The sequence below is a fragment of the Streptomyces odontotermitis genome (assembly GCF_050510915.1).
Lineage (GTDB): Bacteria > Actinomycetota > Actinomycetes > Streptomycetales > Streptomycetaceae > Streptomyces.
Genome location: NZ_JBNJLS010000002.1, coordinates 824,852 through 846,415 on the forward strand (window position 1 = coordinate 824,852; position 21,564 = coordinate 846,415).

Below are 21,564 nucleotides of genomic sequence, written 5' to 3' on the forward strand. Positions count from 1 at the left end.
GGCCCCGCCCGGCTCAGTCGTTGTCCCGGCCCCGCCCCGCCCAGTCGTTCTCCGCCCGAAGCCGCTGACGAGCAGCCTCAAGCCGCCTGCCGTAGTCCGCCGCGAACAACTCGGGCAGCGCCTTGTCCAGCGTTCCGGCGATGCGATGGATCGGTGACCACACCGCCGGATCGTCGACGAAGCGGCTGAGGTCCGTCATCTGGAGCCTCTCCAGCCAGTCCGACAGCACCAACGCCTCGTCACTCGTGAGCTTGATCGTGACCTGCCCCTCACTCATGCGCACTCCCAACGCCCCCGGTCTCCCGGTCATGGCCCCGCACCTGAATCAGCGCATGCGTACCACTGGTGCGCCACCGCTGCTCGTACGCGGCGACGAGCGCGGCCTCCGTCGCCGCATCGAGCCCGACGATCACGTCCGACTTCAGGGTGCGCAACGCGGCGACGGGGCTCGGGAAGCAGGACGTCCGGTCCCCGAACGCCTCTGTGGCGGGCCAGAGTTGGTCACCCACCAGGCGCCGGTAGTTCAGGTCGCCCTTCAGGATGGTCACCGTGGCCTCGGCGAACTCTCGTCGCAGATCGTCGGGCATCTCCGCGTACGGGAGGGGTGCGCAGGAGAAGGAGTGGGCGCGCACGGCCAGTTGGCCATTCCCCATGGCCGCCCACAGCCGCTCCCCGACCTCCCCGGCGACGCCCCCGGCCCGCTTCAGGTGGCGCAGGCCGTCGACGACGTCGGCGGTCGTGGCGTCGGAGACGTAGTACGGGTACGGCTTGACGTGCAGGACGACGCGTTCGGCGCGCCGATGACGCAACAGATGGTCGATGAGCAGGAGATCGGGGACGAGTTCACGACCGGCGTTGTCCGCGACCAGGTACACGGTCGCGGCTCCCCCGACCGGCAGCAGCGACCACAGCTCGTCCGAGTCGTCGGCGACGAGAGGAGGACCACTGGGCTCCCCCTCCCCTTCGACCTCACCCTCACCCTTGCCCTCACCCTCATCCATTGCCGCACCGGCATCAGCAGGCGCGGCCATGCGGAACCCGAGGTCGGCTCGGTTGCCCCACAGCGAGCCATGAAGCAGCGCACGGTCCTGTTCCCCGACGGGGCGCTGCGCGAGCTGCTCCAGGACCGCCAGCTCCGCCCCGGCCTCCTCGCTCTCCAACTCCACCAGCTTGAAAGGCCGGAAGGGATCGACGCCCCGCCAGGCCCCGGCGGGCTCGAAGTAGCCGACGGCGTCGAGCAGCTTCCGGTAGAAGAAGCTCTCCGCCCACAGGAACGGCACGTCGAACCACGACTGCCCGATCCACGACGTCCCGCCGGGCCCCCGCTGCCACCCCTCCCACAGCCACCGGTCATGGGCATCGAGCCCAAGAGGTTCGATCACTCCTGTCGTACTGGACGCAAGCAGCGCGTCGAGCGCCCGGTGCTGCTCCGGTCCGTACGGGAAGGCGTCACGCACCCTCTTGATGAGGGCCGGGTGCCTCTCGGCCAGCACGCTCCGGGGGAAGGATCCGGGTTCGTTGCTGAGGATGACGGGTGCGCCGTCGACGGCGTCTGGCATGACGGGGTGGTCCTCCGGGGGCAGTGATCGGGGGGCGGTGACCGACTGGAGCGTGGCTCCTTCCAGGAGTGCTGTCACTCTGTCGATCGGCTAGGGAAATCGGCGTACCTTGTCATGCCATTGACCATCGCCGGCAGAGGGAGGCAACCGCCGTGTCCGACCTCGACAGCCAGATTTCCTACTGGGACTCCGCCGCGGCCACGAAGACGTTCACACACCCGCTCCACCTGCCTTGGCTCGCTGACTTCGGTGCGCATGCCGCGATTCTCGACTACGGGTGCGGCTACGGCCGCGTCCTTCAAGAGCTTGAGCAGCAGGGGTTCGACGATCTCACGGGTGTCGACACCTCGCCGGCGATGATCGGACGAGCCCGGAGCCTTCGTCCCGGCATGCGCTTCGCGGTCCTGGATGCGCCGCCGCTCTCGCCGTACCCGGATGCGGCCTTCGACGCGGCGGTGCTCTTCGCCGTATTGACCTGTGTCCCTCGCGAAGAAGCGCAGCGCCGACTGATCGCTGAGCTCCGTCGGGTCCTCAAGCCTGGCGGGACCCTGTATGTCAGCGACTACCCGCTGCAGGACGACGAGCGCAACCGCGATCGGTACGACCGCTGCGCCTCCCTCTACGGCAGTTACGGTGTTTTCGCGACGGACGAGGGCGCGGTGTTCCGGCACCATGCCCGCTCGTGGTTCGCCTCGCTGCTGTGCGCGTTCGAAGCCGTGGACACGCGGGACATCACGGTGAACACCATGAGTGGGCATGAGTCGACGGGCATCCAGATCCTCGCTCGCAAGCCCGCCTGATCACTGGCTGACAGGTAGCAGGCGACAGAGGGCTTTTCAGCTCGCCGCCCCGAGGAACATCCGCCACCGGCCCGTGTGCATCGGGTCGTTGAGAGCGCGGGCCAGGTCGTCGGCGGTGCGGGCGGCCTCGTAGAGGACGTGGGAGAGTTCGCCGCGTTCGCCGTGTTCACCGTGCTCGTCCGCCTTGAACAGCAGGCTCGCGTTGTCGTCGACGGGCATGAGGCAGAGGTGGTCTCCGCCCATGTCGACGGTGGTGACGTTGACCCAGCCGCCGCCGTACACCTCGGCGGCGCTGCGGGTCAGGGCACCGAGGCTGCCGGCGAGGGCGGCGAGGCGTTCGGCGTCGTCGGGGTGCAGGCGGTCCGACGCGCACAGGACGAGCCCTTCCGCCGACAGGAGGACGGCGAATGCGGCGCCCGGGGTGCGCGCGCAGAAGTCGCTGACCATCTGGTCGGGGGTGGCGACGTCGGGAGTGACCATGTCGGGGGTGACCACGTCGGGGGTGGGGACGGGGTGCCGGACTGGGGGCATGGGTGAACCTCCGGGCGGGATGGGGAGCAGGTGCGGATGCGGTTGCGGTTGCGGGCGCAGTGCGTCACGTACGGCAGTGGCGGGACAGCGCGTACTCGACGAGCGTGATCAGGGTGGACTTCGCGCCGCCCCGCGTACGGGCGTCCATCGGGACCACCGGCACGCCCTCGCCGATCTGCATCGCCTGCCGCACCTCGTGGGGGTCGTAGGGCTGGTGCCCGTCGAAGGCGTTGAGGCCGACGACGAACGGGAGTTGGCGGTGCTCGAAGTAGTCGACCGCCGGGAAGGAGTCGGCGAGGCGGCGGGTGTCGACGAGGATCACCGCGCCGATGGCTCCGCGCACGATGTCGTCCCACATGAACCAGAAGCGGTCCTGGCCAGGCGTACCGAAGAGGTAGAGGACGAGCTCGTCGTCCAGGCTCAGGCGGCCGAAGTCCATGGCCACGGTGGTGGTGTGCTTGTCCGGGGTGCGCGCCAGATCGTCGACGCCCTCGGACGCGGACGTCATCACGGCCTCCGTGCGCAGCGGCGTGATCTCGGAGATGGAGCCGATGAGCGTGGTCTTGCCCACGCCGAAGCCTCCTGCCACCACGATCTTCGCCGAGGTGGTCGGCGCGGTGGTGGGGGGATCAGAGACGGCGAAGGCCACCGAGGACCCTTTCCATGAGGGCCGCGGTCGGCTGTCCGTCCGCGGGCTGGTTGATCGTGACGAAGCCCTGGACCGCCAGGTCCGAGACGAGGACGCGCGCCACGCCGAGCGGCACGTTCAGGACGGCCGACACCTCGGCCACCGAGGTCGGCACCGTGCAGCGCCCGAGGATGCCCCGGTGCTCGGGCCCCAGACCGGCGACGGCGAGGGCGGCCGGAGCGGCGTGGGCGCGCACGGTCGTGATCAACGCCTCGACGGCGAGCGGGAGTTGGCCTTCGGTGCGGCCCCCGGTCAGGGCGTAGGGGCGGGGGCCGAGGGGAATGCCCTCGGCTCCCTCGATCCCGACCCCTGTCGTCGCTGCGCTCATGCCGCGCCGGTACGGGGGTGGGTGCCGCTGCCGTCGGTACGGGGATGGGTGCCGTCGGCGCTCCGGCGGAGGGTGTCGCGGAGCGCAGGGGTGAGGACCTGCCCGACTCTCCGTACGAGACGGGTCATCTCATAGCCGAGTACGGCGCGGTCGACGGCGGCGTCCGCGGACACCGCGAGCATCGAACCGTCGCCCACGGCCATCACGATGAGCACGCAGTGCTGCATCTCGACGACGGTTCGCTGCGCGGCGGGCGCGGCGAGCAGCTGGGAGCCCGCGGCGGCGAGGGCGGCCACGCCGCTCGCGATCGGCGCGGCGAGTTCCGGTGCGACGGCCTCGGGCAGCGCGGCGCGCGAGAGCAGCACGCCGTCGGCGGAGACCACGGCGACGTCGAGGATGCCGGGTGTCTGGTCCAGGAACCGGTCGAGCAGCCAACGGAATTCGCCGACGGCGCGGCCGCCCGAAGGGACTCCGGAGGGGACAGCGGGCTGGGGCAGCGGGTCATACACGGGCGGTCTCCTCCTTGTCCGCGCCGCCGGACTGCGGACCTGCGTGAGTGCTGCCCGCATGAGCGATCCCCGCGTGCAGTCCGCTCATGCGGTCGCGCAGCTCCTCGGGGCTGGGGCGGCCGGTCGGGGTGCCCCCGCACTCCTGCGCCGGGGCCGCACCCTCGGGCCACTTGGCCACGCGTCCGCTGCGTGCCTGGGGCGTACGGACGGGGAGTCCCGCCGTGGTGGTGGTGAGGGGGGCGTCGGTGTCCTGCGGTACGGCGGGCTGGCCACTGTCGGCGATTTGGTACGCGGCATGGGCGGGCGAACCAGCCTGGGCAAAGGGCACCGTGTAGGCGGGGGCGACCGCGTGGGCGGGAGATGCGGGCAGCACCGAGGCAGTCTGCGCCGCCTGCCCCACAGCCACGGTGGGCCGCTCCGGCACGGCCAGCAGCTCCTTCGGCACGATCACGGCGGAGACGAGCCCGGAGGGCACGTTGGCGTGGAGCCGGACCTCGACGTTGTGCTTGCGCGCGAGGGTCCCGACCACGTACAGCCCCATGGTGTCGGAGACGTCGACCTTCGTGTCGGCGGTGGCCCGCAGGATCCCGGCGGCGGTGGTGAGTTGGTCCTCGCTCATGCCGATGCCCATGTCCCGGATCTCCAGGAGCAGTCGGCCGTCGGGGACGCGCTGGCCGCTGACGGTGACCTGGGTGTCGGGGCTGGAGAAGGAGACGGCGTTGTCGAGGAGTTCGGCGGTGAGGTGGACGAGGTCGTTGGCGGCGTACCCGGCGATGGCGACGTCGGGGAGGGACCGGTAGACCACGCGCTCGTACTGCTCGATCTCGGATGCGGCCGTGCGCATGAGGGCCAGCGCGTCCAGGGGCGCGGAGCGGTGGTTGCCGATCTCCGCGCCGGCGAGGACGAGGAGGTTCTCGCTGTTGCGGCGGATACGGGTGGAGAGGTGGTCCAACTGGAAGAGGCGGGCCAGGCGCTGGGCGTCGGGCTCCTGCGACTCCAGGTCGGTGAGCAGGGCGAGCTGGCGCTGTACGAGGTTCTGGTTGCGTCGCGACAGGTTGCGGAAGATCGCGTTGACGTCCTCGCGCAGCTCGGCCTGGGCCCGCCCGAGCCGGACGGCTTCCAGGTAGACGCGGTCGAACGCCCGCGCCACATCACCGAGTTCTTCCCTGGAACGGATACCGAGCACCTTGCCTTCCAGCTCGGCGGGGAGCCGGGTGCCCTGGGTGAGGTGCCGGGTCACCTCGGGCAGATGATCGTCGGCGACGGTGGTGGCGGAGGCGCGCAGGGAGCGCAGGCCGCGGACGAGCCGGCGGGAGGTGAGGTAGGCGAGGGCGGCCGCGACGACGAGGATGACCGCGGCGACGGCGGCGTCGGTCCACATCTGGTCGCGCGCCTTGTCGCGCTGCGCGTCCGCGGCGGCCACGACCCGCCGCTCGACGTCGTGCTGCACCTCGGTGAGCTGCTCGCTGACCTTGGTCATCGCCGGATACCAGCCCTTGGGCAGGGACTTGGCGAGGTCGGCGCCCTCGGTGCGCTGCACGGCGGCGACGGCCTTGTCGACGACCTTCGAGTCCCCGGACCCGGCAATCTGCTTATACCGCGCGGCTTCACGGTCATCGGCGAAGAGCATGAACTCGTTGCCGGTGATGTCCCGGACGAGCTGGGAGGCCACGATGTCACCGAGCTGCCCGGAGCCGAGCTTGCCGTCCTTCTCGGCGCTGGCGAGCATCGAGCGCTGGCTGGTGAGCATCATGCTGTTCAGACCGATGGAGTAGAGCGTCCACCCCGCGGACTGAGCGTTCTCTCCAATACCACCCACCTGGTTGTGCACACCGCTGATGGATACGAGCAGCGCCCCGTACCCCTTCTCGACCTCGGGGACGGGCGCGCCCTTGTCGGCGGCGGCGCGCAGGGCGGTGAGCTGCGCGAGCGAGTCCTTGATGGCGCTGCGGTGCCGGTCCATGCCCGCACCGGTGGGCAGCGCGTCCAGCTCCCGCTGGAAGTCACCGGCCTCCCGGTCGGTGGCGCGCCGCGCCCCACCAAGAGCGCCCTTGCCCTCGGCCTTCTGCTTGCGCGGGTCGGTGGTGAGATCCCTCTCGGCGGCGAGGGACCGGGTGAGATCAGAAGCCGACCGGCTGGCGTCCGCGATGCTGCGGATGTCGCCCGAGCGGTCGGCGGTTTTCCAGGCGTCGTGGATGCGCAGCCCGGCGAAGGTGAGCGCGGCGAGCAGCGGAACCAGCACGACGACGAGCATCCGCTCGGGCACCCGGAGATCGGCGAGGGACCAGGCGCGCCGACGCGCCTTCCCGCGCCCTCGGGCCGTCTTCCGGTCGTCTGTGGCGGGAGGGGTTCGCTCGTGCTTCACGTGTACTCGTCAGCTCGTCTTCGTTGAAGGGAACGGGGGGCCGGGAGTGGGGGCGGAGCAGTGGCCGCCTCTCCCCGGGTCGAAGGTCGATCCCAACATGTCGACAAAGATCTTTTCGGCTACGTTGGTCCCGGCTCGATGGACTTCGGTCCTTTCTGTGGACGCGGAGCTGCGCGCCTTGCGGAATCAGGAGCCGTTTCAGCGATACCGCTGCACTACCGCTGCGTCCGGCCGGGAGAACGCCAAGGACCAGCCCGTCACCCCGGGACACAGGCCACGGGAAAAGACCACAGGACACAAGCGAGACTGTCGCCATGCCTGCCACGCGCCCTCTCGCCTCCCCGGACGAGATCCACACCTATCTGGTCACCCGACTCAATGACGCCCTCCGGCGGCCGGGCATGTGGGGCGGCGAGCTCACCATCCGTCTGGTGCTGGACCACCTCCTGGCCGGCACTTGGGCAACCACTGCTTCTCGCAGTCCACCGCGGCGAAAGCCCATTCCCTGACAGCTTCACCTTCACCCCGGCAGGGCGATCCCACCGGCCCTTACACGCCCGGCACCGTGCATGAGCGGATGTACGACGTGTGGCGCGCCGGAAGCGTCGGGAGCATCAGCGAACGCCGAGTGTACGAGGAAATAGCAGCCCGGCTGGGCCTCGACAGCCCTCAAGTCGACGCCTTCATAGCCGACTTGTGGACGGCGTACCTGGGAACGCCGAACAAAGAACTCATCGAGTACGTCCGCCAACTACGGGGAAGCTGCAGGCTGGGCATCCTCAGCAACAGCTTCGTCGGCGCACGCGAACGCGAAACGACGCTGTACCACTTCGACGAACTCGTGGAACAGATCGTCTACTCGCACGAGATCGGCATCGAGAAGCCCGACCCGCGTGCCTACGAGGCCGCTTGCGCAAGCCTGGACGTACGCCCGGAGAGCTGTCTCTTCATCGACGACGCCGCACCGAACATAGACGCCGCCCAAGCAGCAGGCATGCAGGCCCATCTGTTCGAGGGCAACGCCCGGACCGTCGCGCGCATCGCGGCTCATCTGGAAGTGGAAGCCGGGCCGTCGGCGCCACGACTCTGACGGCTCCGACAGCTCGACAGCTCCGACGACTCGCAGCGAGCAGACCCGCTCGCCGAGGGGCGCTTCGAAAGTCCGTTGCCCGTCGCACCGAGCAACGGATACTGTCGCGCCGGCGAGCGCGGCAGTCCAGCGCGCCATCAAGCACGTGATCGCGGGATGGGGAGGTTGATGAATATGGCCGTCGTCGGCCCTCATCGGCATGCCCTCATCCGGCCCGCGCGATAGCAGACCGCGGACCGGGTCGTTCCAACGACCAGGAGAATCACGTGTCTTCCTCTCCCATCTCTCGCACCTCTCCTTCTTCCTCTTCCTCTTCAGCCGCCGGTGCGGACATAGCCACCAAGCGACTGGTCCTGCGCCCTTGGACCACGAGCGAAGCCACCGCGGTAGTCGACAACAACCGCTCCCCGCACTGGGCGGACGACTTCCCCGCCGAAGGCGACCAGGTCATCGCGGGCCTGCTCGACCAGAACCCCGCCTGGTTCGGCGCATACGGCCACCGGCTGATCATCGAGCGCGAGAGCGGCTTGGCGGTGGGCTCGATCGGCCTGTTCTGGCCACCCAGCGAGGGCGTACTGGAGATCGGATACGGCATCGTGGCCTCCCGCCGCGGCCGGGGCTATGCCCCCGAAGCCACCCAGGCCCTGGCGGAGTTCGCCCTCACGGCCCCCGACGTCCACACCATGTCCGCGACCGTGGAACCGTCCAACCCGTCCTCGATTCGCGTACTGGAAAAGGCCGGCTTCCATAGGTACGGGACCCAGTTCCGGATCACGCGGTAACCACGGAATACGCCCCGGGCCTTCCCGGACCCCCTGGGAACTACGTCCACACGGCGGCCACCACGGCTGCGGCCGCCGTGAACACCCCCACGGCGTAGAAGGCCCACGGTCTCTTGTTGCGCATGCCCACCAGCGCTGTCACCGCCACCAGGGCGTCCAGGGCCAGTTTCACCGCCATCTTCGCGTGAGGCACCGGCAGGTCCAGGGATGTGCGGGTCCAGATGAGTCCCGCACCCGTGACCAGCTGAACGACCGCGCTGCTCAGCATGTAGCTGCCGGTCCTCGGGTCCTTCCCTCTCAATTGGAAGAAGAGCCCCCCGAGGAGAGCGGCGAACCCGAAAAGGTGGAAGACGAGGAACACGTACCGAAGAATCTCCATGCCGGCGCTCTTTCGCTCTCTCTATAGAAGCAGAATGGGTTACCAATTCCCTGGACAGGAACTCGACGGACGGTCAGCCGGTGAAGGGCGCGGGGCCGAAGCGGCCCCAGGCGACGAAGACGGCCAGAACGAGGTAGACCAGGTCACCGGCGATCGTGGCTCTCTCACCACGGCGCAGCCGCATGGTGGCCGCGCAAGCGAACAACACGACGAGTCCGGTGGCCGCCAACGGCACCTGCACCGGCGCGATGTCGAGCGCGGCGGGCAGGATCAGGCCGACAGCGGCCAGCAGTTCGACCGCTCCGATGGCCTTGAGAGCGCCGGGGCTGAACTCCAGGACCCACTGCGCGGAGGAGCCCACCGCGGCCAGCTTCGCCTGCGGCACGAACATCTTGGCGCTGCCCACGAGGCAGACGGCGGCGAGCACTCCGGCGCAGATCCACAGCGCGAGATTCATCATCAACTCCCTGATCGAGAACGCCCTGAACGAGGACTTCAGAACCCGAGACGAGGCAGCACCCCGGCCTGTGACATCCCCGGAACCCCGAGTCGCCCAGTCGGCAGGTTCCACTGAACCGCCGCTGCCCGGAGCGAGGGGTGCCATGATCAGGACGGGCCGGACGGCAAGCACGAGCGAGCGTCGGCTGCTCCGATCACGCATCGATCGGAGGGTCTTCTCAAGATGCCTCGTCGGCGCGGGTCCGGCCGGGCGCCCGGACCGCAAGGGGGAGTCGGCGTGGGCAAGATCGAGGAGTTCGAGGAGCTGCGGCCGCTGCTGTTCTCGATCGCGTACCGGATCCTGGGCAGCGTGAGCGAGGCCGAGGACGCGGTGCAGGAGAGCTGGCTCCGCTACGACGCCTCGTCCACCCGGCCGGTGTCGGTCAAGTCGTTCCTGTCGGCCACCGTCACCCGGATCGCCATCGACGTCCTGCGTTCCGCCCGGGTGCGCCGCGAGCAGTACGTCGGACCGTGGCTGCCCGAGCCGCTGCTCGACGACCCGTACGAGGACCCGGCCCGCGCCGCGGAGTTGGCCGACTCGGTCTCGATGGCGGCGCTGCTGCTCCTGGAGCGCCTCAGTCCGCTGGAGCGCTCGGTCTTCGTGCTGCGCGAGGTCTTCGCCTTCGGCTTCGACGAGATCGCCTCGGCAGTCGGGCGTTCGGAGGCGGCGTGCCGACAGCTCCTCGTACGGGCCCGGCGCCACATGCACGAGGGACGCCCCCGGTTCGAGGCGGACCGTCAGGAACAGCAGAAATTGGCCGACCGGTTCTTCGAAGCACTCTCACAAGGAGACATGGACGGCCTGCAGAGCCTCCTCTCCGCCGACATCCAGCTCGTCGGGGACAGCGGCGGCAAGGCCCCGCAGCTGGCCAAGGCCGTCGCGGGCGCCAAGAACGTGGCCCGGCTCCTCGCCACCGTCCACCCCCTGATGACGCTGACCGGCATCACCTGCGAACCGCGCACGGTCAACGGCCGGCCGGGCGCGCTCTTCCGCGACCGCGACGGCAAGGTCCTGCGCGTCTTCGCCCTCGACATGTTGGACGGCCGGATCCAGACCATCCGCTCGGTCATCAACCCGGACAAGCTCGGCCACCTCGGCCCGGTCGCCGATGCCTGGGCCGTCGACCGGGAAGTGAGGGAGATCCGCAGGCGGTCGTCGCAGTGACGTCGTGAACGGTTCGACCTGTGGTTACGGCACCGTCCGGATTACCTATCGGGACCACGGGGGCGCTCCAGGAAGCCCGGCTCACACCTCTCGCGCCCGAACCACCAACGACCTCCCCAGCAAGCCCCCGGTAGTCACCGCGACCGCCGCCAGAATCACCATCCAGGGCCATGCCGTGCCGAAGCCGAACAGTGCTCCGTCCCGTACACAACGAATGCCGTACGTGACGGGGTTGCCCCACGACAGCCACTGCACCACCGGTGCCATCCGGTCCGCCGGGTAGAACGACGGGCTCGAGAACAGCAGGACCGGCGCCACGACGTTCACGGTCACGCTGAATCGCTGGAAGTCCGAGAACAGGGTGGCGAGCAGGAGGTACAGGCCGTTGAAGGCCATCGAGGCGACGGCGGTGCCGCACAGGACCGCCGCCCAATGGCTCGGCGGCCAGCGGAAGTCGAAGACCGCGAGAGCCACGGCGAGCGCCGCCAGGCTCTGCGCGAGGATCAGCAGGGTGCTGACGACCAGTTTGCCCAGGACGTAGCTGCTGCGCCGCAGGGGGTAGGACCAGAGCTCCACGTCCATGCGCCCCATGCGTTCCTGGAACAGTGACGTGCCCGCCGTCGTGGCCGCCGCGAGCATCGACGACAGCAGCAGCGCCGGGACGGTGAACTCCGCGTAGCCGACGGTCCGGCCCCCGTAGTGGATCTCGCCCACGAGGTCGGCGAGCGAGGTGGCGAAGAGCAGCAGGTAGACCGCGCTGGGGACGATGGCGAGCAGGAGGTTCGTACGGTTGCGGGTGAGCAGGCGGTACTCGCGGTACATGGTGGCGGCCATGTCGCCCGTCATGCCGAACCACCTCCCCGGGCTCCCCGGGTGCCGACAGCTTCCACTCCCCCCTCACCTGCCTCATCTATCTCATCTATCTCACCTGCCTCACCCATCTCACCTGCCTGACCCGCCTCACCCACCTCGCCCGCCTCGCCCGCCTCACTCACCCCGACAAGCTCGAGAAACGCGTCCTCCAACGAAGGCGCCCGGTACTCGACGGCACCGACATCCAGCCCGCGCTCCGTCGCGTCCCGCAACAGCCCGGGCAGCCGGACCCGCAGATCCTGCCCGCTCACCTCGACCCGGCCGTCCGTGACCGTGACCCGCAGCCGCGAGGTGCCGTGGTGGGCGGTGAGCACATCCGCCAACTCCCGCGCCTCGTGCGGGTCCACCGGGCGCAGGAGGGCGGCATGGCCGCCGTATCGCTCGGCGAGTTCGCGCGGGGTGGAGTAGCGGACCAGGCGGCCCCGGTTGACGATGAGGACGCGGGGGCAGTTCCGCTCCAGCTCCTCGACGTAGTGACTCGTCCACAGCACCGTCGTGCCGTGCTGTCGCCGCAACTCCTCCAGCAATGCCCAGACTTGGCGCCGTCCGGCCACGTCGAGCCCGGCGGACGGCTCGTCCAGCAACAGCAGGGGCGGATCGCCGAGCAGCGCCCTCACCACCTGGAGGCGGCGCATCTCGCCGCCGGAGAGGGTGAAGGTCAGCTGGGACAGCTTGCCGTCGAGCCCGAACGCGCTCAGCGACTCGTGCACCGTCCGGCGTACGTCGCGCCAGCGCAGCCCCTTGAAGGAGGCGGCGATCCGGAGGTTGTCGAGCGCGGGCAGCATCATGTCGAAGGGGCCGCTCTGGTGGACGACACCGATGTGCCGCTTGGCCCGGCCACCCCGTGCCGCGGGATCGGCGCCGAAGACACGTACCTGCCCGCGCGTGGGCGAGGTGGCCCCGCAGATCAGCTTGGTGAGGGTGGTCTTGCCCGCCCCGTTGGGCCCCAACAGGCCGACGACCGCCCCCTGTTCGACGGTGAAGGACAGGTGGTCGACGGCGTTGACGTCCATGCCCTTGTAGCGCTTGACGAGGCCGTCGGCGCGGATGGCGGCGGTCGCGCCCGGCAGCCGTGGGCACGGGCGCGGGCCCGAGAGGGCCGGTTCAGGCATCGGCGGATTCCTCACAGGCGGCGGCCACGAGCAGCCCGCGAGCCGTGAGATCGTCCAGGAACGCCTCCACGTCGTCCGCGACTTTGCGGCGGCGAGCGGGGTCGTCGGCCCCGTAGCGCAGGACGAGCTCACCCACCAGGGCGTCGGTGTCCCGCCCCGCGGCGAGCAGGAGCCACACGGCCGCCGCCGTGTCGTTCAGGGCGTGGAACTGATCGGCGGCCGGGTCGTACAGACGGACCTCGCCGTCGTCCGCGGTCCACACGACGTCGGGATGGATTCCGAAGGACTGGTTGCGGCCATGGCTATGGCTATGGCTACGGCTACGGGACATGGACATCAGGCACTCCTCACACCGCTGGCCGGCAGGCTCTTCGCACCACCGCTGGTGGGCAGAATCGGCAACATGCGGCGCCCGGCACTCCGCCAGTCCTCGTGTACGGGATGCACGGCGTCGTCACGTACGAGACGGGGCGTGAACATCACGTCCTGGTGCTCGGAGAGCGTGCGGCCCGAAACACCCACGGCCCGCCACCAGTTGGAGATCATGCTGTGCCGCAGGAGTCGGCACAGTCGGCGGCCGTTCCGGTGCACGTCCCCGGTCTCCGCCATGTGGTACGCGCGGCAGCCGCCACCACAGGCCGCCCGGATGTAACAGCGGCGGCAGTCCTTGAGGTTCTCGCCCTCATAAACGCTGTTGGTGCGCATATCGGCGAGTACGGGCTGCGCGAACAGCTCGCTCAGCGGGCGCTGCCGGATATTGCCCGCGCGGTGCACATCCTCGGTGACGAGTTTGCAGGGGTAGACGTCACCGAGCGAGTCGACGTAGATCTCGGTCCCGCCCATGCCGCAGTTCCCTTTGATGGAGCAGGGTTTCTCGGCCTTGGGCCCGTCGGGCAGAAATGCCTCCGCCCTGGGGTCGGTCCAGAAGAACTCCTGGACCTTGCGGAACTCCGTCCAGCCGAAGTCGTATGCGTCGCTGACGGCCCGCCCGAGTTCGGAGTGGTACATGAGGCGTACCTGGCGCACCTTCAACCCGGAGACGAAAGCACTGAGTTCTTCGAGTGCGTCCACGTTCTCGGTGGTGACCACGTGGTTGATGGTGGGGATCACCCCGGCGTCATTCAGCAGGGAGAGCCCTTGGGCGGTGCGTGCGAACGTCCCCTTGCCGCGGGTGCGTTCATGCATCTCGGCGGTTCCGCCGTCGATGCTGACGGTCACCGAGTTGAAGGTGTCGGCGATCCTCCGGGCCGTCTTGGCCGACCGTATCGTCGTGCCGTTGGTGATCATATTGAGGGCGAGGCCCCGCTGCTGGGCGTGCTCGGCGACCGTGAACAGGTCGCGGCGCAGGGTCGGTTCGCCGCCGGTGAAGATCAGGGTACGGGTGCCCATGTCGGCGATCTGGTCGACGAGATCGAGCGACTCGGCGGTGTCCAGCTCCCCCGGCAGGGCCTTCTCCGAGGAGGCGTAGCAGTAGGGGCAGCGCAGATTGCAGCCGTCGGTGATCGCGTAGTAGACCATCGAAAGGCGCGGCTCGGACGGGCGTATCTCCGGCCGGTGTCCGGGCAGGTAGACGATCCAGTTGAGCACGAGCTTGGCGAGGGTGCGGGCGGTGTCGGCCGCACCTTCGGCATCCGCTCGGCCACGTGCCGTACGACTGACATCAGGCGGCGCCTCGCCCCGGGCGAGCGCCCGCAGCACCACGGCCTCGGCTTCGCCGAGCACGCACCAGGCCGCCAGTTCCGGGTTGGCCACCAGCCTGTTGCCGGACGCGCCGTCCAGAAAGTAGACGAGATCGTCGGGGACGACCAGGTCGTCCCATCGTTCCAGGAGCTTCATCCCCCACCTCACCGATGCAGTACATATCGCGCGCCTTTGTCGTCCTGTTCCGCTGTGCCTTTGGCCAACTGCTGTAAATCGATTGCCGATTGACAGTCACCTCTGGCACTTTCCCTCTGGTGCCGGTCGGGTTCGGGCGACGGGACAGGGCCCGGCCTTCTCCACCGGACCCTGCCCCTCGGTGCCGTGACGTCATCGAGCCGTACGTCAGAACTCGATGTGCCTCAGAACTCGACGCATCTAGAACTCGATGCGCCTAGAACTCGATGTGCCTAGAACTCGATCTCGGTCTCGTCCTCGGCATTGCCGGAGCCGCCACCGGCCCCGCCCTGGCAACCGCACTGACACTTCTGCTCGACATGGAACTCGACCGGAAGAAGCTCCGGTTCGACCCAAGTGGCGCTTTCCATGACGCTTACCTCTTTTCGTCCGATCCCGAATCAGGCAGCGCTCAAGCTAGCCAGGGCTCACCGGGCCGGGCGACGGCTGTTCCGCTGAGCGGACCGAGATCACGTTTAGTGGCTACTTATCGTGGTGTGCTGGACTTGTCCCCCGTGACGGAGAGGGGCGTGAAGATGGCCCGACCGACCGGCGGCCGCGGAGTCCTCGAAGGTGCCTTCGCCCTGCTGGACGCCCTGGAGGAGACGGAGGAGGCCGGCCTCTCGGCCCTGGCGACCGCCGCCGGCCTCCCCAAGACCACCGCGTACCGTCTCCTGGAGCAGTTGGCCGAACTCGGCGCCGTGGAACACCGCGACTGCCGCTACCGCGTCGGGCCACGCGTCTTCCGGCTCGGCCAGGGCTGGCAGCCCCACCCGCGGCTGCGCCCGGCGGCGGCCGGACCGATGCGGCGCCTCGCGGCCGCGACGGAGGCCACGGTCGGCCTCTGCGTGCTGAGTGAGGGCCGCACCCTGGCGGCGATGGGCATCCCCGGCATGGTCAACGAGCTGGCCCCGCTGCGCCCCGGCGCGACCTGGCCCTGGACCACGGCCGCAGGGAAACTCCTGGTCGCAACGGCACCACCCACACTGCCACTGGACCCGCTCCCCGCACTCTGGCCCCGCGAGGCGCGCACCATCCGGGACGCACAAGTCGCCCTGGACCGCGAGGACTTGATCGCCGGAGTGTCCTGCGTGGCCACCCCTGTGACCACGGCTCACCACCAAGTCGTGGGCGCCCTCTGCGCGATGGTCACGCCCGCGTACGACATCACGAAGCTGACGCAGGCGGTCCAGCAGACGGCACGCGCCATCAGTACGGGACTGCGCCGCCGCTAGGGACCGGGCGCCGACCGGCCGAGCCCGGCACTGTCAGTGCCGCTTGGCACCATACGCACATGAGCAAAGTCATCAACTTCAGCACCGCCGACCAGGCCGACGTCCTGCGCTTCCTCGGCGCCAAGGACCTCACGGCGGACGAGGAGCGCCGCCTGGGAAACATGCGCAGGCTCGCACGCGCGAAGCAGGACGACCTCGACCGCCAGGAGGTCGACTGGGGCCTGTCCGTCCCCGACGCGCTGGAGGACCTGATCGCAGGACGGGCCGACTCGGACGCCGAATGCGCGGGCAACGCCTACTACACCGCGCTGCAGCTCATCATCGACCGCAACGCCTCGGACCCCTACACCCTGGGCAGCTACTCCAGCCCATCCACCTTCTTCGGCCTGCTGGACAAGGAACTGGCAGGCGCGGGCGTACCCACCGACCTCCTCCCCCATGACTTCCTGTACGCCGGCCCGCCCGAGCAGATCCCCTTCCGCATCCCCAGCCCCATGGACGGCTACCCGGAGATAGGCCGCTGGCCCCTGTCCAAGGCCAAGCCCGCGGCCGATGCCTACCGCGCGGTGCTCGACCGGATCGACCCCGACTTCCGGTACGACCTGAACCAGCTCATCGAGCGCCTGGACTTCGAACACGACGAGTGGCAGGACAGCCAGCACCTGGACTGGTACTCGCAGGACACGATCTTCTTCTCGATCGTAGGCTGACCAGGTACATGAGCACCGTCCACAGGACGGTTCCGCCAGAGAAACGGGGACGAGGAAATGACCATCATCGTGTGCACGGTGATCGTGCTGGCAGTGGCGATCGGGGCGTGCTTGGTCGTCCTGCGGCGCAGGAGCGGCTCGGGGGAACGCGGGGCGCTGGAGCGCGGGGCAGCGGAGCAGTCACTCGCCCAAGGTCTGGGCGAGTCGAACGCGGCGAGGCAGAACGCGGGCCCCTTCGGACCGTGAGCCCACGGGAGAGCGGGCCGAGGCCGCGGGGACGGCGTTCTGGATGTCCATGTTCAACTCACGCTTCAACGCGTTCAGTTGAGCCTGCCCGCGCCCGGACGAGGAGGTCGTGCAGGGCGTCGTACACGGACGCGTCCGGACTCTCCGGGAGGGGCGAGGCGTCCTGGGCGGCATCGAGCACGGCACGCAGAGCTGCGACATCAGCCTCCAGCCGCGCAGCGTCGACCACGTCCGGTACGGGCCCGTGCTCGGCCTCCGTCTTCGCCGCAACCAGCTCGCCCGTGTAGGGCGGGGCCTCGCTGACCAGCCCGGTCAGCGAGGGCAGGTGGGCGACGAGCTCGCCGCTGCGCATCAGGTGGATACCGGTGAGCAGCACGCGCAGGGTGTAGAGCAGCGGCTTCAACTCCCCCTGCTTACCGAAGAGTCGCCACTGGGTCGTGGCGAAGCCCCGGTAGTGGTGGGCGTGGTGGCGTGTGAGCACGGCGGGTGCGAGCGCGGCGAGCTCGGTGTGGAGGGCGGTGGTGTGCACGACCAGCGGGGACAGGAGCTGTTCGAGGACGTAGCCGTTGCGGCGCAGCATCAGCCGGACGAACTTGCGCAGGTCGTGCGTGACGAGATCCATCTCGACGCCGTCGCGGTCGCCCATCTGCGTCCGGGTCTCCTCCGGTTCCCGCAGGCCGATCAGGTCGGCGACGGGCAGCAGATGGGCGCCGCACAGGTCGACGTCGGAGTCCCGCGACGGGAAGCCGTAGAGGTGAGCGCCGGAGACGGTGGCGAAGACCAGCGGATGGCTCTGCTCCGCGAGGACGGGGGACAGATCGGTCGTGGGCAGACCGGCCTCCCGCAACCTCTCGACTGCGGACCGCAGGACATGATCAGTCATGGCCACCAGTGTTCCACCCGGAGCTCGCGGAGCGCGCCGGACCCCTTGGACCTACCGCCCCACCCTCAGACACACACCCAGGCACGCATCCAGACGCACAACCGGACGCACATATCCGGACGCACATACCCAGACGCACATCGGCCCCACCCCGCAGAAACGGGATGGGGCCGAGATCGGAGCGCTGGGCAGGCCTTGCACCTGCATTTCCCCGCAGGAAGCGGGGCGTCTTTCCTTGGACGACCAACGCACAGTCAGGCACCGGGAGTTCCGGCGACCCGCTCAAGATCAACTGTACCGCACGAAACACGGTACGGAATACGGCCCGCTAGGCCGCCTCGTACTCGTGCGCATGACCGCCCCGCCAGTGAATGAGCGGCGAATCCCCGAACACCAGCTCTTCGGCGTTCTCCAGCCCGGCCCGACGCAAGAATTCGATCAAGTCACGGTCGGCGCGCGCGAGACCGAGGATCGCGCCGTCCACGGTGACCCGGCGCCCGCCGCTGGGAGACGGGCGATGCACAACTATCACAGGCGCCATACACACACCCTCTCGCCGCACTGATCAGCTCGCGAGCCGATACGCCCGCCAGCGACGCTCGTCCCGCACCACAACACCTTGCTCCTCGAGTCGCTTCAACTGGTAGTGCACGGACGACCGGCTGGACAGTCCGACGTAGACCGCGATCTCTCCGAGCGTCGGGGGCTCGCCATTGTCTTCCACCCACTTCCTGATGCACCGCACGATCTGCTCCTGCCGCTCGGTCACCGACCCTCCCGCGCAAGGCGCCGCAGCTCCATGCGCTCCGTCGGGCTCAACCGCTCTTCGGCCAGTGCTCGCGACAGGCAGAGGAGGCGGCGGCGCAGCACGGTGCGTCCGGGCTGCGCCGCCAGCTGCCGGTAGGTCTCCGTCCACGCGCGCTGCGTCCGTACGAGGTCATCGGTGATGGTGTGCCCCATGACTCCGACTAGAGCACGTGTTCGATTTCTTCGGCAAGTCGCCGCACAGAGCACCGAGGCCGGTTCCCGTGTCGTGCCGCGCCCCGGCGCGACCGACCCAGCGAGATCCACGGCCGTGTACGACCATCGAGAGATGACGGAAACATCGAGGCCAGACGCCCTCCGGGGCATGGCATCACTCAAGGCGCGCCCCCTCTCCAGGGAGGACATACCGGCCTGGCTGGAGCTGCACCGCGCGGTCGAGGCCGTCGACCGGACCGGCGACCACGTGGACGCCGTCGATCTCACCGAGTCGCTGGACGATCCCAAACTGGACCTGGACCGGGACACCACCACCCTGTGGGACGGGCCGAGCATGGTGGCCTACGCGCGCATCCACACACCCCACGGCGCGGTGGACGCGGCACGCTACGGCGGCGAGGCCGCGGTGCATCCGGACTGGCGACGCCGGGGACTCGGAGCCCGCCTGGTGGACTGGCTGGACGCCCGCGCGCGCAAGCTCCACGCGCAGGACCCTCATCTGTCCGCGCTGCCCGCGGAGTTGCTGATCACCGGCAAGTCCACGAACGAGGGGCTCCGGAAGCTGACCGAGCACTGCGGCTTCACGCCGTGCCGCTGGTGGTTCGACATGACCCACCCGCTCCACACCGACCGCCCCGCACCGCGCCCCACCCCCGAAGGCACCCGGATTCTCCCCTTCAGCACCGAGTACAGCGAGGCCGCCCGAGCCGCCCACAATGACGCCTTCCGCGACCACTGGGACTTCGCGGAGGTGGACACGCACGACTGGCACCACCACCTCATCGCGTCGCGGTCGTTCCGCCCCGCGCAGTCCCGGCTGCTGATCGCGGACGAGAACGAGGACGAGGGCCAGAGCCAGGACAAGGGCCAAGGCCAGGGCAAGGGCGAGGAAGTGGCGGCGTTCCTGCTCGCCAGCGAGAGCGCGGCAGACACGGCGGCGAAGGGCAAACGGGACTGCCACATCGACCTGTTGGGCACCCGCCGCGCCCACCGCGGCCGCGGAGCGGCACCCGCACTGCTCGCCGACGCACTCGCGGGAATGGCGGCCGAGGGCTACGACTCGGCCTCTCTGACGGTGGACACGGTCAACCCGTCGGGGGCTCTGGGCCTGTACGAGAAGTCAGGGTTCACCGTCGACAGAGAGTTCGTCACCTATGCCCGGCCGCTGTAGCGCTCAACTCCCTTGCGGTGAAGCCCTGTTCGGCCGGGTCCTCCCTGACGGATGGGCTGCAAAGTTGGCGCGCTCCGGCCGACCGGCTGGAGCGGCGATCTCGACCATCGCCGCCCTTATCGCCGGAGCGACCCTCGCGACAACGGCACCCAGCCGCACTCGTGCACAAGGTCACAAGCGCCGCGCCCTGACCGCGGATGACTCGGGCACCCGGGTGGATCTGCCCGCCACCAGCGCCGGGAAGCTGACGGTGACGGACCCCACCGGCACGCAGATCAAGATCGGCCTGCCCGGCTCGGACACGGCGAAGGCCCATGCGTCCACCGGCGGCACCGTGGTCCATCCGCAGCTGACGGGCACGGCCATGGACGTCGCCGCGCAGGTCACGACGGAGGGCGGCGCAAGTTCGCGATCAAGAAATAGATCGCCACACCCAGCGATGGGGAGCGGACAGTGCCACGGTCCATGTCTCCGCGGCCATGGCCCTGGGCGACACGGCCGACCCGGCCGCCCTCGACCCGCTGGCCGAGGTCCTGGACGATCCGTCAACTGACCTTCGGCTGCAGGCGATCCAGTCGTGGCCGTCCAGCGCCGAAGCCACCGCTGCGCTGGCGCGCGGCGCCGCGTGCAGCCTTCGTACGGGGCACTACTGATGCTGTGGGAACGGGCAGAGCTCGTGGGGCGCCCCGTGAGTTGCGGGGTGCCACGTGGGTTACGGGTGCTCCGCGGGGGGGCGGGCATCGCCTCACCGGCCGCGTGCGCCGGTCAGTTCTCCGGTCCGAGCTTGCGGGTGATGTGGCGGACGAAGGCGTCGGCTTCCTCGGGGGTGATCTCGACGTGATCGTCATCGTTGTGGCCGAGGTAGTGGCGGCGCAGGTACTCCGTCTCCTCCCAGCGCAGATTGCGGGTGAAGGCGTCGTCGCGAACGAAGGTTCCGGCCCTGCGGCGGCGCACGATCCCTGCCGGATGACTGCGCGAGAATCCGTCTCCGATACGGGCGTAGTACGTCGTGGTGTCCGCCGGGGAGTTGAGGACTTCTACCGTCGCCCCGTGCTCGGCCAGCCACAACTCCAGGGCCAACCCGGCGAGTTCACGGCGCCCGTCTTCCTCGGCGACGAATGCAGGCCCATAGACGCTGCCGTGCATACCCTGAAGCTGGGTGTGCTCGTCGAGGACCACGTCGAAGCTGGTCCGGGCCACGCTGACCCCTCGCAGGTCGGCACCCTCCAGCCGGGTGGCGCCCAGCAGCGAGGCACCGTCGAGGCGCGCCGCCGCCATCCGGGTCCCGCGGGCGTCGACCGCGTACAGGTCGGCGCTGCCGAGGTCGGCTCGGGTCAAGTCCGCGTCGCGCAGCACCGATTCCGTCAGCTCGGCCTTGACCAGGCAGGCACCGGTCAGCACCGCGCCGGTGAGGTCCGCCCAGCCGAGATTCGCCCGGTACAGGCATGCTTCCCGCAGTACGGCGCCACGAGCCGTCGACGGGCAGAACAGCGCACTGGACAGATCGGCGCCGGACAGATCAGCCCCTGACCAGTCCAGATAGGTGGCATCCAAGGTGACGTCGGCACCGGCGGCGGCCCACTCTGCGAAGACAGCAGCCGCCTCCGCGTCGACCGGTGCCACGAGCACCTCGCGTGCCGCGCCGTGCGTCAGGGCGGAGGCCCCCTCTGCGTCCACGCCTCTCGGGGTGGAGCCGCTGGTGGGAGGGTGCGGGGAAGGTGAGGTCACTCGGCGGTCCGGTGTCGGAGCCTGGCGGCGGTCGCGCGCAGGGGGAGCTGGTTGTC

Annotated in this window: 27 protein-coding genes and 1 pseudogene; 9 read left to right on the forward strand and 19 right to left on the reverse strand. The window is 69.5% G+C overall.

All coding sequences use genetic code 11. The annotated features are described in order from the left end of the window. Positions 1-13: 13 nt before the first annotated feature. A complete protein-coding gene (locus ACQB60_RS09890) occupies positions 14-277 on the reverse strand; it encodes a hypothetical protein (protein WP_496925464.1) in 264 nt (87 codons plus the stop codon). Next, positions 270-1,559: a damage-control phosphatase ARMT1 family protein gene (locus ACQB60_RS09895; RefSeq protein ID WP_496925465.1), complete on the reverse strand. Its 1,290-nt coding sequence runs from the start codon at positions 1,557-1,559 to the stop codon at positions 270-272. The genes ACQB60_RS09890 and ACQB60_RS09895 overlap by 8 nt, the downstream gene beginning before the upstream one ends. A 152-nt stretch (positions 1,560-1,711) precedes the next feature. Here ACQB60_RS09895 and ACQB60_RS09900 point away from each other — a divergent pair, with 152 nt between their 5' ends. Next, the gene (locus ACQB60_RS09900; RefSeq protein ID WP_496925466.1) at positions 1,712-2,359 is read left to right on the forward strand and encodes a class I SAM-dependent methyltransferase; all 648 of its coding nucleotides are present in this window, start codon (positions 1,712-1,714) and stop codon (positions 2,357-2,359) included. 36 nt (positions 2,360-2,395) lie between these two features. Here the strand turns inward: ACQB60_RS09900 and ACQB60_RS09905 are convergent, their stop codons facing one another. The 5 genes from ACQB60_RS09905 to ACQB60_RS09925 form a co-directional block, all read right to left on the reverse strand. After that, positions 2,396-2,890, reverse strand: a complete 495-nt coding sequence (locus tag ACQB60_RS09905) for a roadblock/LC7 domain-containing protein (protein ID WP_496925467.1) — start codon at positions 2,888-2,890, stop codon at positions 2,396-2,398. 64 nt (positions 2,891-2,954) lie between these two features. After that, positions 2,955-3,539: a GTP-binding protein gene (locus ACQB60_RS09910; protein WP_496925468.1), complete on the reverse strand. Its 585-nt coding sequence runs from the start codon at positions 3,537-3,539 to the stop codon at positions 2,955-2,957. Then, entirely contained in the window at positions 3,520-3,906 is a 387-nt protein-coding gene (locus ACQB60_RS09915) for a DUF742 domain-containing protein (protein WP_496925469.1), read from the reverse strand. The genes ACQB60_RS09910 and ACQB60_RS09915 overlap by 20 nt, the downstream gene beginning before the upstream one ends. Then, positions 3,903-4,415, reverse strand: a complete 513-nt coding sequence (locus ACQB60_RS09920; protein WP_496925470.1) for a roadblock/LC7 domain-containing protein — start codon at positions 4,413-4,415, stop codon at positions 3,903-3,905. The genes ACQB60_RS09915 and ACQB60_RS09920 overlap by 4 nt, the downstream gene beginning before the upstream one ends. Further along, positions 4,408-6,780: a sensor histidine kinase gene (locus ACQB60_RS09925; protein ID WP_496925471.1), complete on the reverse strand. Its 2,373-nt coding sequence runs from the start codon at positions 6,778-6,780 to the stop codon at positions 4,408-4,410. The genes ACQB60_RS09920 and ACQB60_RS09925 overlap by 8 nt, the downstream gene beginning before the upstream one ends. Positions 6,781-7,339: 559 nt before the next feature. On the opposite strand from ACQB60_RS09925, the pseudogene ACQB60_RS09930 reads away from it, so the two are divergent. Both ACQB60_RS09930 and ACQB60_RS09935 read left to right on the forward strand, forming a co-directional pair. Further along, positions 7,340-7,870: pseudogene (locus ACQB60_RS09930) on the forward strand (HAD family hydrolase); the annotation flags it as partial. A 281-nt stretch (positions 7,871-8,151) separates the two neighbouring features. Further along, on the forward strand, positions 8,152-8,652 hold the full coding sequence (locus tag ACQB60_RS09935) for a GNAT family N-acetyltransferase (protein WP_496925663.1): 501 nt from the start codon (positions 8,152-8,154) through the stop codon (positions 8,650-8,652). Between the two features lie 40 nt (positions 8,653-8,692). On the opposite strand, the gene ACQB60_RS09940 is transcribed toward ACQB60_RS09935, so the two are convergent. Continuing rightward, positions 8,693-9,031 carry a hypothetical protein gene (locus ACQB60_RS09940; RefSeq protein ID WP_496925472.1) on the reverse strand — a complete coding sequence of 113 codons (339 nt, stop codon included), beginning with the start codon at positions 9,029-9,031 and terminating at the stop codon, positions 8,693-8,695. A 73-nt stretch (positions 9,032-9,104) separates the two neighbouring features. After that, positions 9,105-9,488, reverse strand: coding sequence for a DoxX family protein (locus ACQB60_RS09945; protein WP_496925473.1), 384 nt, complete (start codon positions 9,486-9,488; stop codon positions 9,105-9,107). A gap of 279 nt (positions 9,489-9,767) precedes the next feature. Between ACQB60_RS09945 and ACQB60_RS09950 the strand changes: the two genes are divergently transcribed. Then, positions 9,768-10,694 (forward strand): RNA polymerase sigma-70 factor, encoded by a 927-nt coding sequence (locus ACQB60_RS09950; RefSeq protein ID WP_496925474.1) that lies wholly within the window; start codon positions 9,768-9,770, stop codon positions 10,692-10,694. Positions 10,695-10,775: 81 nt separating this feature from the next. On the opposite strand, the gene ACQB60_RS09955 is transcribed toward ACQB60_RS09950, so the two are convergent. From ACQB60_RS09955 to stsA, 5 genes are all read right to left on the reverse strand, one after another. Next, positions 10,776-11,540, reverse strand: a complete 765-nt coding sequence (locus ACQB60_RS09955) for an ABC transporter permease (protein WP_496925475.1) — start codon at positions 11,538-11,540, stop codon at positions 10,776-10,778. After that, positions 11,537-12,679 (reverse strand): ABC transporter ATP-binding protein, encoded by a 1,143-nt coding sequence (locus ACQB60_RS09960; protein WP_496925476.1) that lies wholly within the window; start codon positions 12,677-12,679, stop codon positions 11,537-11,539. Before ACQB60_RS09960 ends, ACQB60_RS09955 begins: the two co-directional genes overlap by 4 nt. Then, complete coding sequence (locus ACQB60_RS09965; protein WP_496925477.1) at positions 12,672-13,010, reverse strand: PqqD family peptide modification chaperone; 339 nt, start codon at positions 13,008-13,010, stop codon at positions 12,672-12,674. Before ACQB60_RS09965 ends, ACQB60_RS09960 begins: the two co-directional genes overlap by 8 nt. A 5-nt stretch (positions 13,011-13,015) precedes the next feature. After that, positions 13,016-14,515 carry a StsB family radical SAM/SPASM domain sactipeptide maturase gene (gene stsB, locus ACQB60_RS09970; RefSeq protein ID WP_496925478.1) on the reverse strand — a complete coding sequence of 500 codons (1,500 nt, stop codon included), beginning with the start codon at positions 14,513-14,515 and terminating at the stop codon, positions 13,016-13,018. 272 nt (positions 14,516-14,787) lie between these two features. Beyond that, the gene (gene stsA, locus ACQB60_RS09975; protein ID WP_496925479.1) at positions 14,788-14,925 is read right to left on the reverse strand and encodes a StsA family sactipeptide RiPP; all 138 of its coding nucleotides are present in this window, start codon (positions 14,923-14,925) and stop codon (positions 14,788-14,790) included. Positions 14,926-15,090: 165 nt separating this feature from the next. Between stsA and ACQB60_RS09980 the strand changes: the two genes are divergently transcribed. The 3 genes from ACQB60_RS09980 to ACQB60_RS09990 are packed head-to-tail and all read left to right on the forward strand — an operon-like array spanning position 15,091 to position 16,745. Next, positions 15,091-15,789: an IclR family transcriptional regulator gene (locus tag ACQB60_RS09980; protein ID WP_496925480.1), complete on the forward strand. Its 699-nt coding sequence runs from the start codon at positions 15,091-15,093 to the stop codon at positions 15,787-15,789. Positions 15,790-15,848: 59 nt separating this feature from the next. Further along, entirely contained in the window at positions 15,849-16,499 is a 651-nt protein-coding gene (locus tag ACQB60_RS09985; RefSeq protein ID WP_496925481.1) for a DUF7691 family protein, read from the forward strand. A gap of 57 nt (positions 16,500-16,556) precedes the next feature. Continuing rightward, positions 16,557-16,745, forward strand: coding sequence for a hypothetical protein (locus ACQB60_RS09990; RefSeq protein WP_496925482.1), 189 nt, complete (start codon positions 16,557-16,559; stop codon positions 16,743-16,745). A gap of 58 nt (positions 16,746-16,803) precedes the next feature. On the opposite strand, the gene ACQB60_RS09995 is transcribed toward ACQB60_RS09990, so the two are convergent. The 4 genes from ACQB60_RS09995 to ACQB60_RS10010 form a co-directional block, all read right to left on the reverse strand. Then, entirely contained in the window at positions 16,804-17,628 is an 825-nt protein-coding gene (locus ACQB60_RS09995) for a nucleotidyltransferase domain-containing protein (protein ID WP_496925483.1), read from the reverse strand. A 328-nt stretch (positions 17,629-17,956) separates the two neighbouring features. Then, positions 17,957-18,112 carry a hypothetical protein gene (locus tag ACQB60_RS10000; RefSeq protein ID WP_496925484.1) on the reverse strand — a complete coding sequence of 52 codons (156 nt, stop codon included), beginning with the start codon at positions 18,110-18,112 and terminating at the stop codon, positions 17,957-17,959. An 81-nt stretch (positions 18,113-18,193) separates the two neighbouring features. Next, positions 18,194-18,397: a LexA family protein gene (locus ACQB60_RS10005; protein WP_496925485.1), complete on the reverse strand. Its 204-nt coding sequence runs from the start codon at positions 18,395-18,397 to the stop codon at positions 18,194-18,196. After that, complete coding sequence (locus tag ACQB60_RS10010) at positions 18,394-18,588, reverse strand: hypothetical protein (protein WP_496925486.1); 195 nt, start codon at positions 18,586-18,588, stop codon at positions 18,394-18,396. Before ACQB60_RS10010 ends, ACQB60_RS10005 begins: the two co-directional genes overlap by 4 nt. A 169-nt stretch (positions 18,589-18,757) precedes the next feature. Between ACQB60_RS10010 and ACQB60_RS10015 the strand changes: the two genes are divergently transcribed. Continuing rightward, the gene (locus tag ACQB60_RS10015; RefSeq protein WP_496925487.1) at positions 18,758-19,780 is read left to right on the forward strand and encodes a GNAT family N-acetyltransferase; all 1,023 of its coding nucleotides are present in this window, start codon (positions 18,758-18,760) and stop codon (positions 19,778-19,780) included. Positions 19,781-20,199: 419 nt separating this feature from the next. Next, the gene (locus tag ACQB60_RS10020; RefSeq protein WP_496925664.1) at positions 20,200-20,433 is read left to right on the forward strand and encodes a hypothetical protein; all 234 of its coding nucleotides are present in this window, start codon (positions 20,200-20,202) and stop codon (positions 20,431-20,433) included. 112 nt (positions 20,434-20,545) lie between these two features. Here ACQB60_RS10020 and ACQB60_RS10025 read toward each other — a convergent pair whose 3' ends face one another. Continuing rightward, the gene (locus tag ACQB60_RS10025) at positions 20,546-21,457 is read right to left on the reverse strand and encodes a pentapeptide repeat-containing protein (RefSeq protein WP_496925488.1); all 912 of its coding nucleotides are present in this window, start codon (positions 21,455-21,457) and stop codon (positions 20,546-20,548) included. Positions 21,458-21,564: the final 107 nt, after the last annotated feature.

Bases quoted from the DNA above. Each gene is read 5' to 3' on its own strand.
- ACQB60_RS09890 (WP_496925464.1), bottom strand. From the start codon at position 277: ATGAGTGAGGGGCAGGTCACGATCAAGCTCACGAGTGACGAGGCGTTG.
- ACQB60_RS09895 (WP_496925465.1), bottom strand. From the start codon at position 1,559: ATGCCAGACGCCGTCGACGGCGCACCCGTCATCCTCAGCAACGAACCC.
- ACQB60_RS09905 (WP_496925467.1), bottom strand. From the start codon at position 2,890: ATGCCCCCAGTCCGGCACCCCGTCCCCACCCCCGACGTGGTCACCCCC.
- ACQB60_RS09915 (WP_496925469.1), bottom strand. From the start codon at position 3,906: ATGAGCGCAGCGACGACAGGGGTCGGGATCGAGGGAGCCGAGGGCATT.
- ACQB60_RS09940 (WP_496925472.1), bottom strand. From the start codon at position 9,031: ATGGAGATTCTTCGGTACGTGTTCCTCGTCTTCCACCTTTTCGGGTTC.
- ACQB60_RS09945 (WP_496925473.1), bottom strand. From the start codon at position 9,488: ATGAATCTCGCGCTGTGGATCTGCGCCGGAGTGCTCGCCGCCGTCTGC.
- ACQB60_RS09955 (WP_496925475.1), bottom strand. From the start codon at position 11,540: ATGACGGGCGACATGGCCGCCACCATGTACCGCGAGTACCGCCTGCTC.
- ACQB60_RS09960 (WP_496925476.1), bottom strand. From the start codon at position 12,679: ATGCCTGAACCGGCCCTCTCGGGCCCGCGCCCGTGCCCACGGCTGCCG.
- ACQB60_RS09965 (WP_496925477.1), bottom strand. From the start codon at position 13,010: ATGTCCCGTAGCCGTAGCCATAGCCATAGCCATGGCCGCAACCAGTCC.
- stsB (WP_496925478.1), bottom strand. From the start codon at position 14,515: ATGAAGCTCCTGGAACGATGGGACGACCTGGTCGTCCCCGACGATCTC.
- stsA (WP_496925479.1), bottom strand. From the start codon at position 14,925: ATGGAAAGCGCCACTTGGGTCGAACCGGAGCTTCTTCCGGTCGAGTTC.
- ACQB60_RS09980 (WP_496925480.1), top strand. From the start codon at position 15,091: ATGGCCCGACCGACCGGCGGCCGCGGAGTCCTCGAAGGTGCCTTCGCC.
- ACQB60_RS09985 (WP_496925481.1), top strand. From the start codon at position 15,849: ATGAGCAAAGTCATCAACTTCAGCACCGCCGACCAGGCCGACGTCCTG.
- ACQB60_RS09990 (WP_496925482.1), top strand. From the start codon at position 16,557: ATGACCATCATCGTGTGCACGGTGATCGTGCTGGCAGTGGCGATCGGG.
- ACQB60_RS09995 (WP_496925483.1), bottom strand. From the start codon at position 17,628: ATGACTGATCATGTCCTGCGGTCCGCAGTCGAGAGGTTGCGGGAGGCC.
- ACQB60_RS10010 (WP_496925486.1), bottom strand. From the start codon at position 18,588: ATGGGGCACACCATCACCGATGACCTCGTACGGACGCAGCGCGCGTGG.
- ACQB60_RS10015 (WP_496925487.1), top strand. From the start codon at position 18,758: ATGGCATCACTCAAGGCGCGCCCCCTCTCCAGGGAGGACATACCGGCC.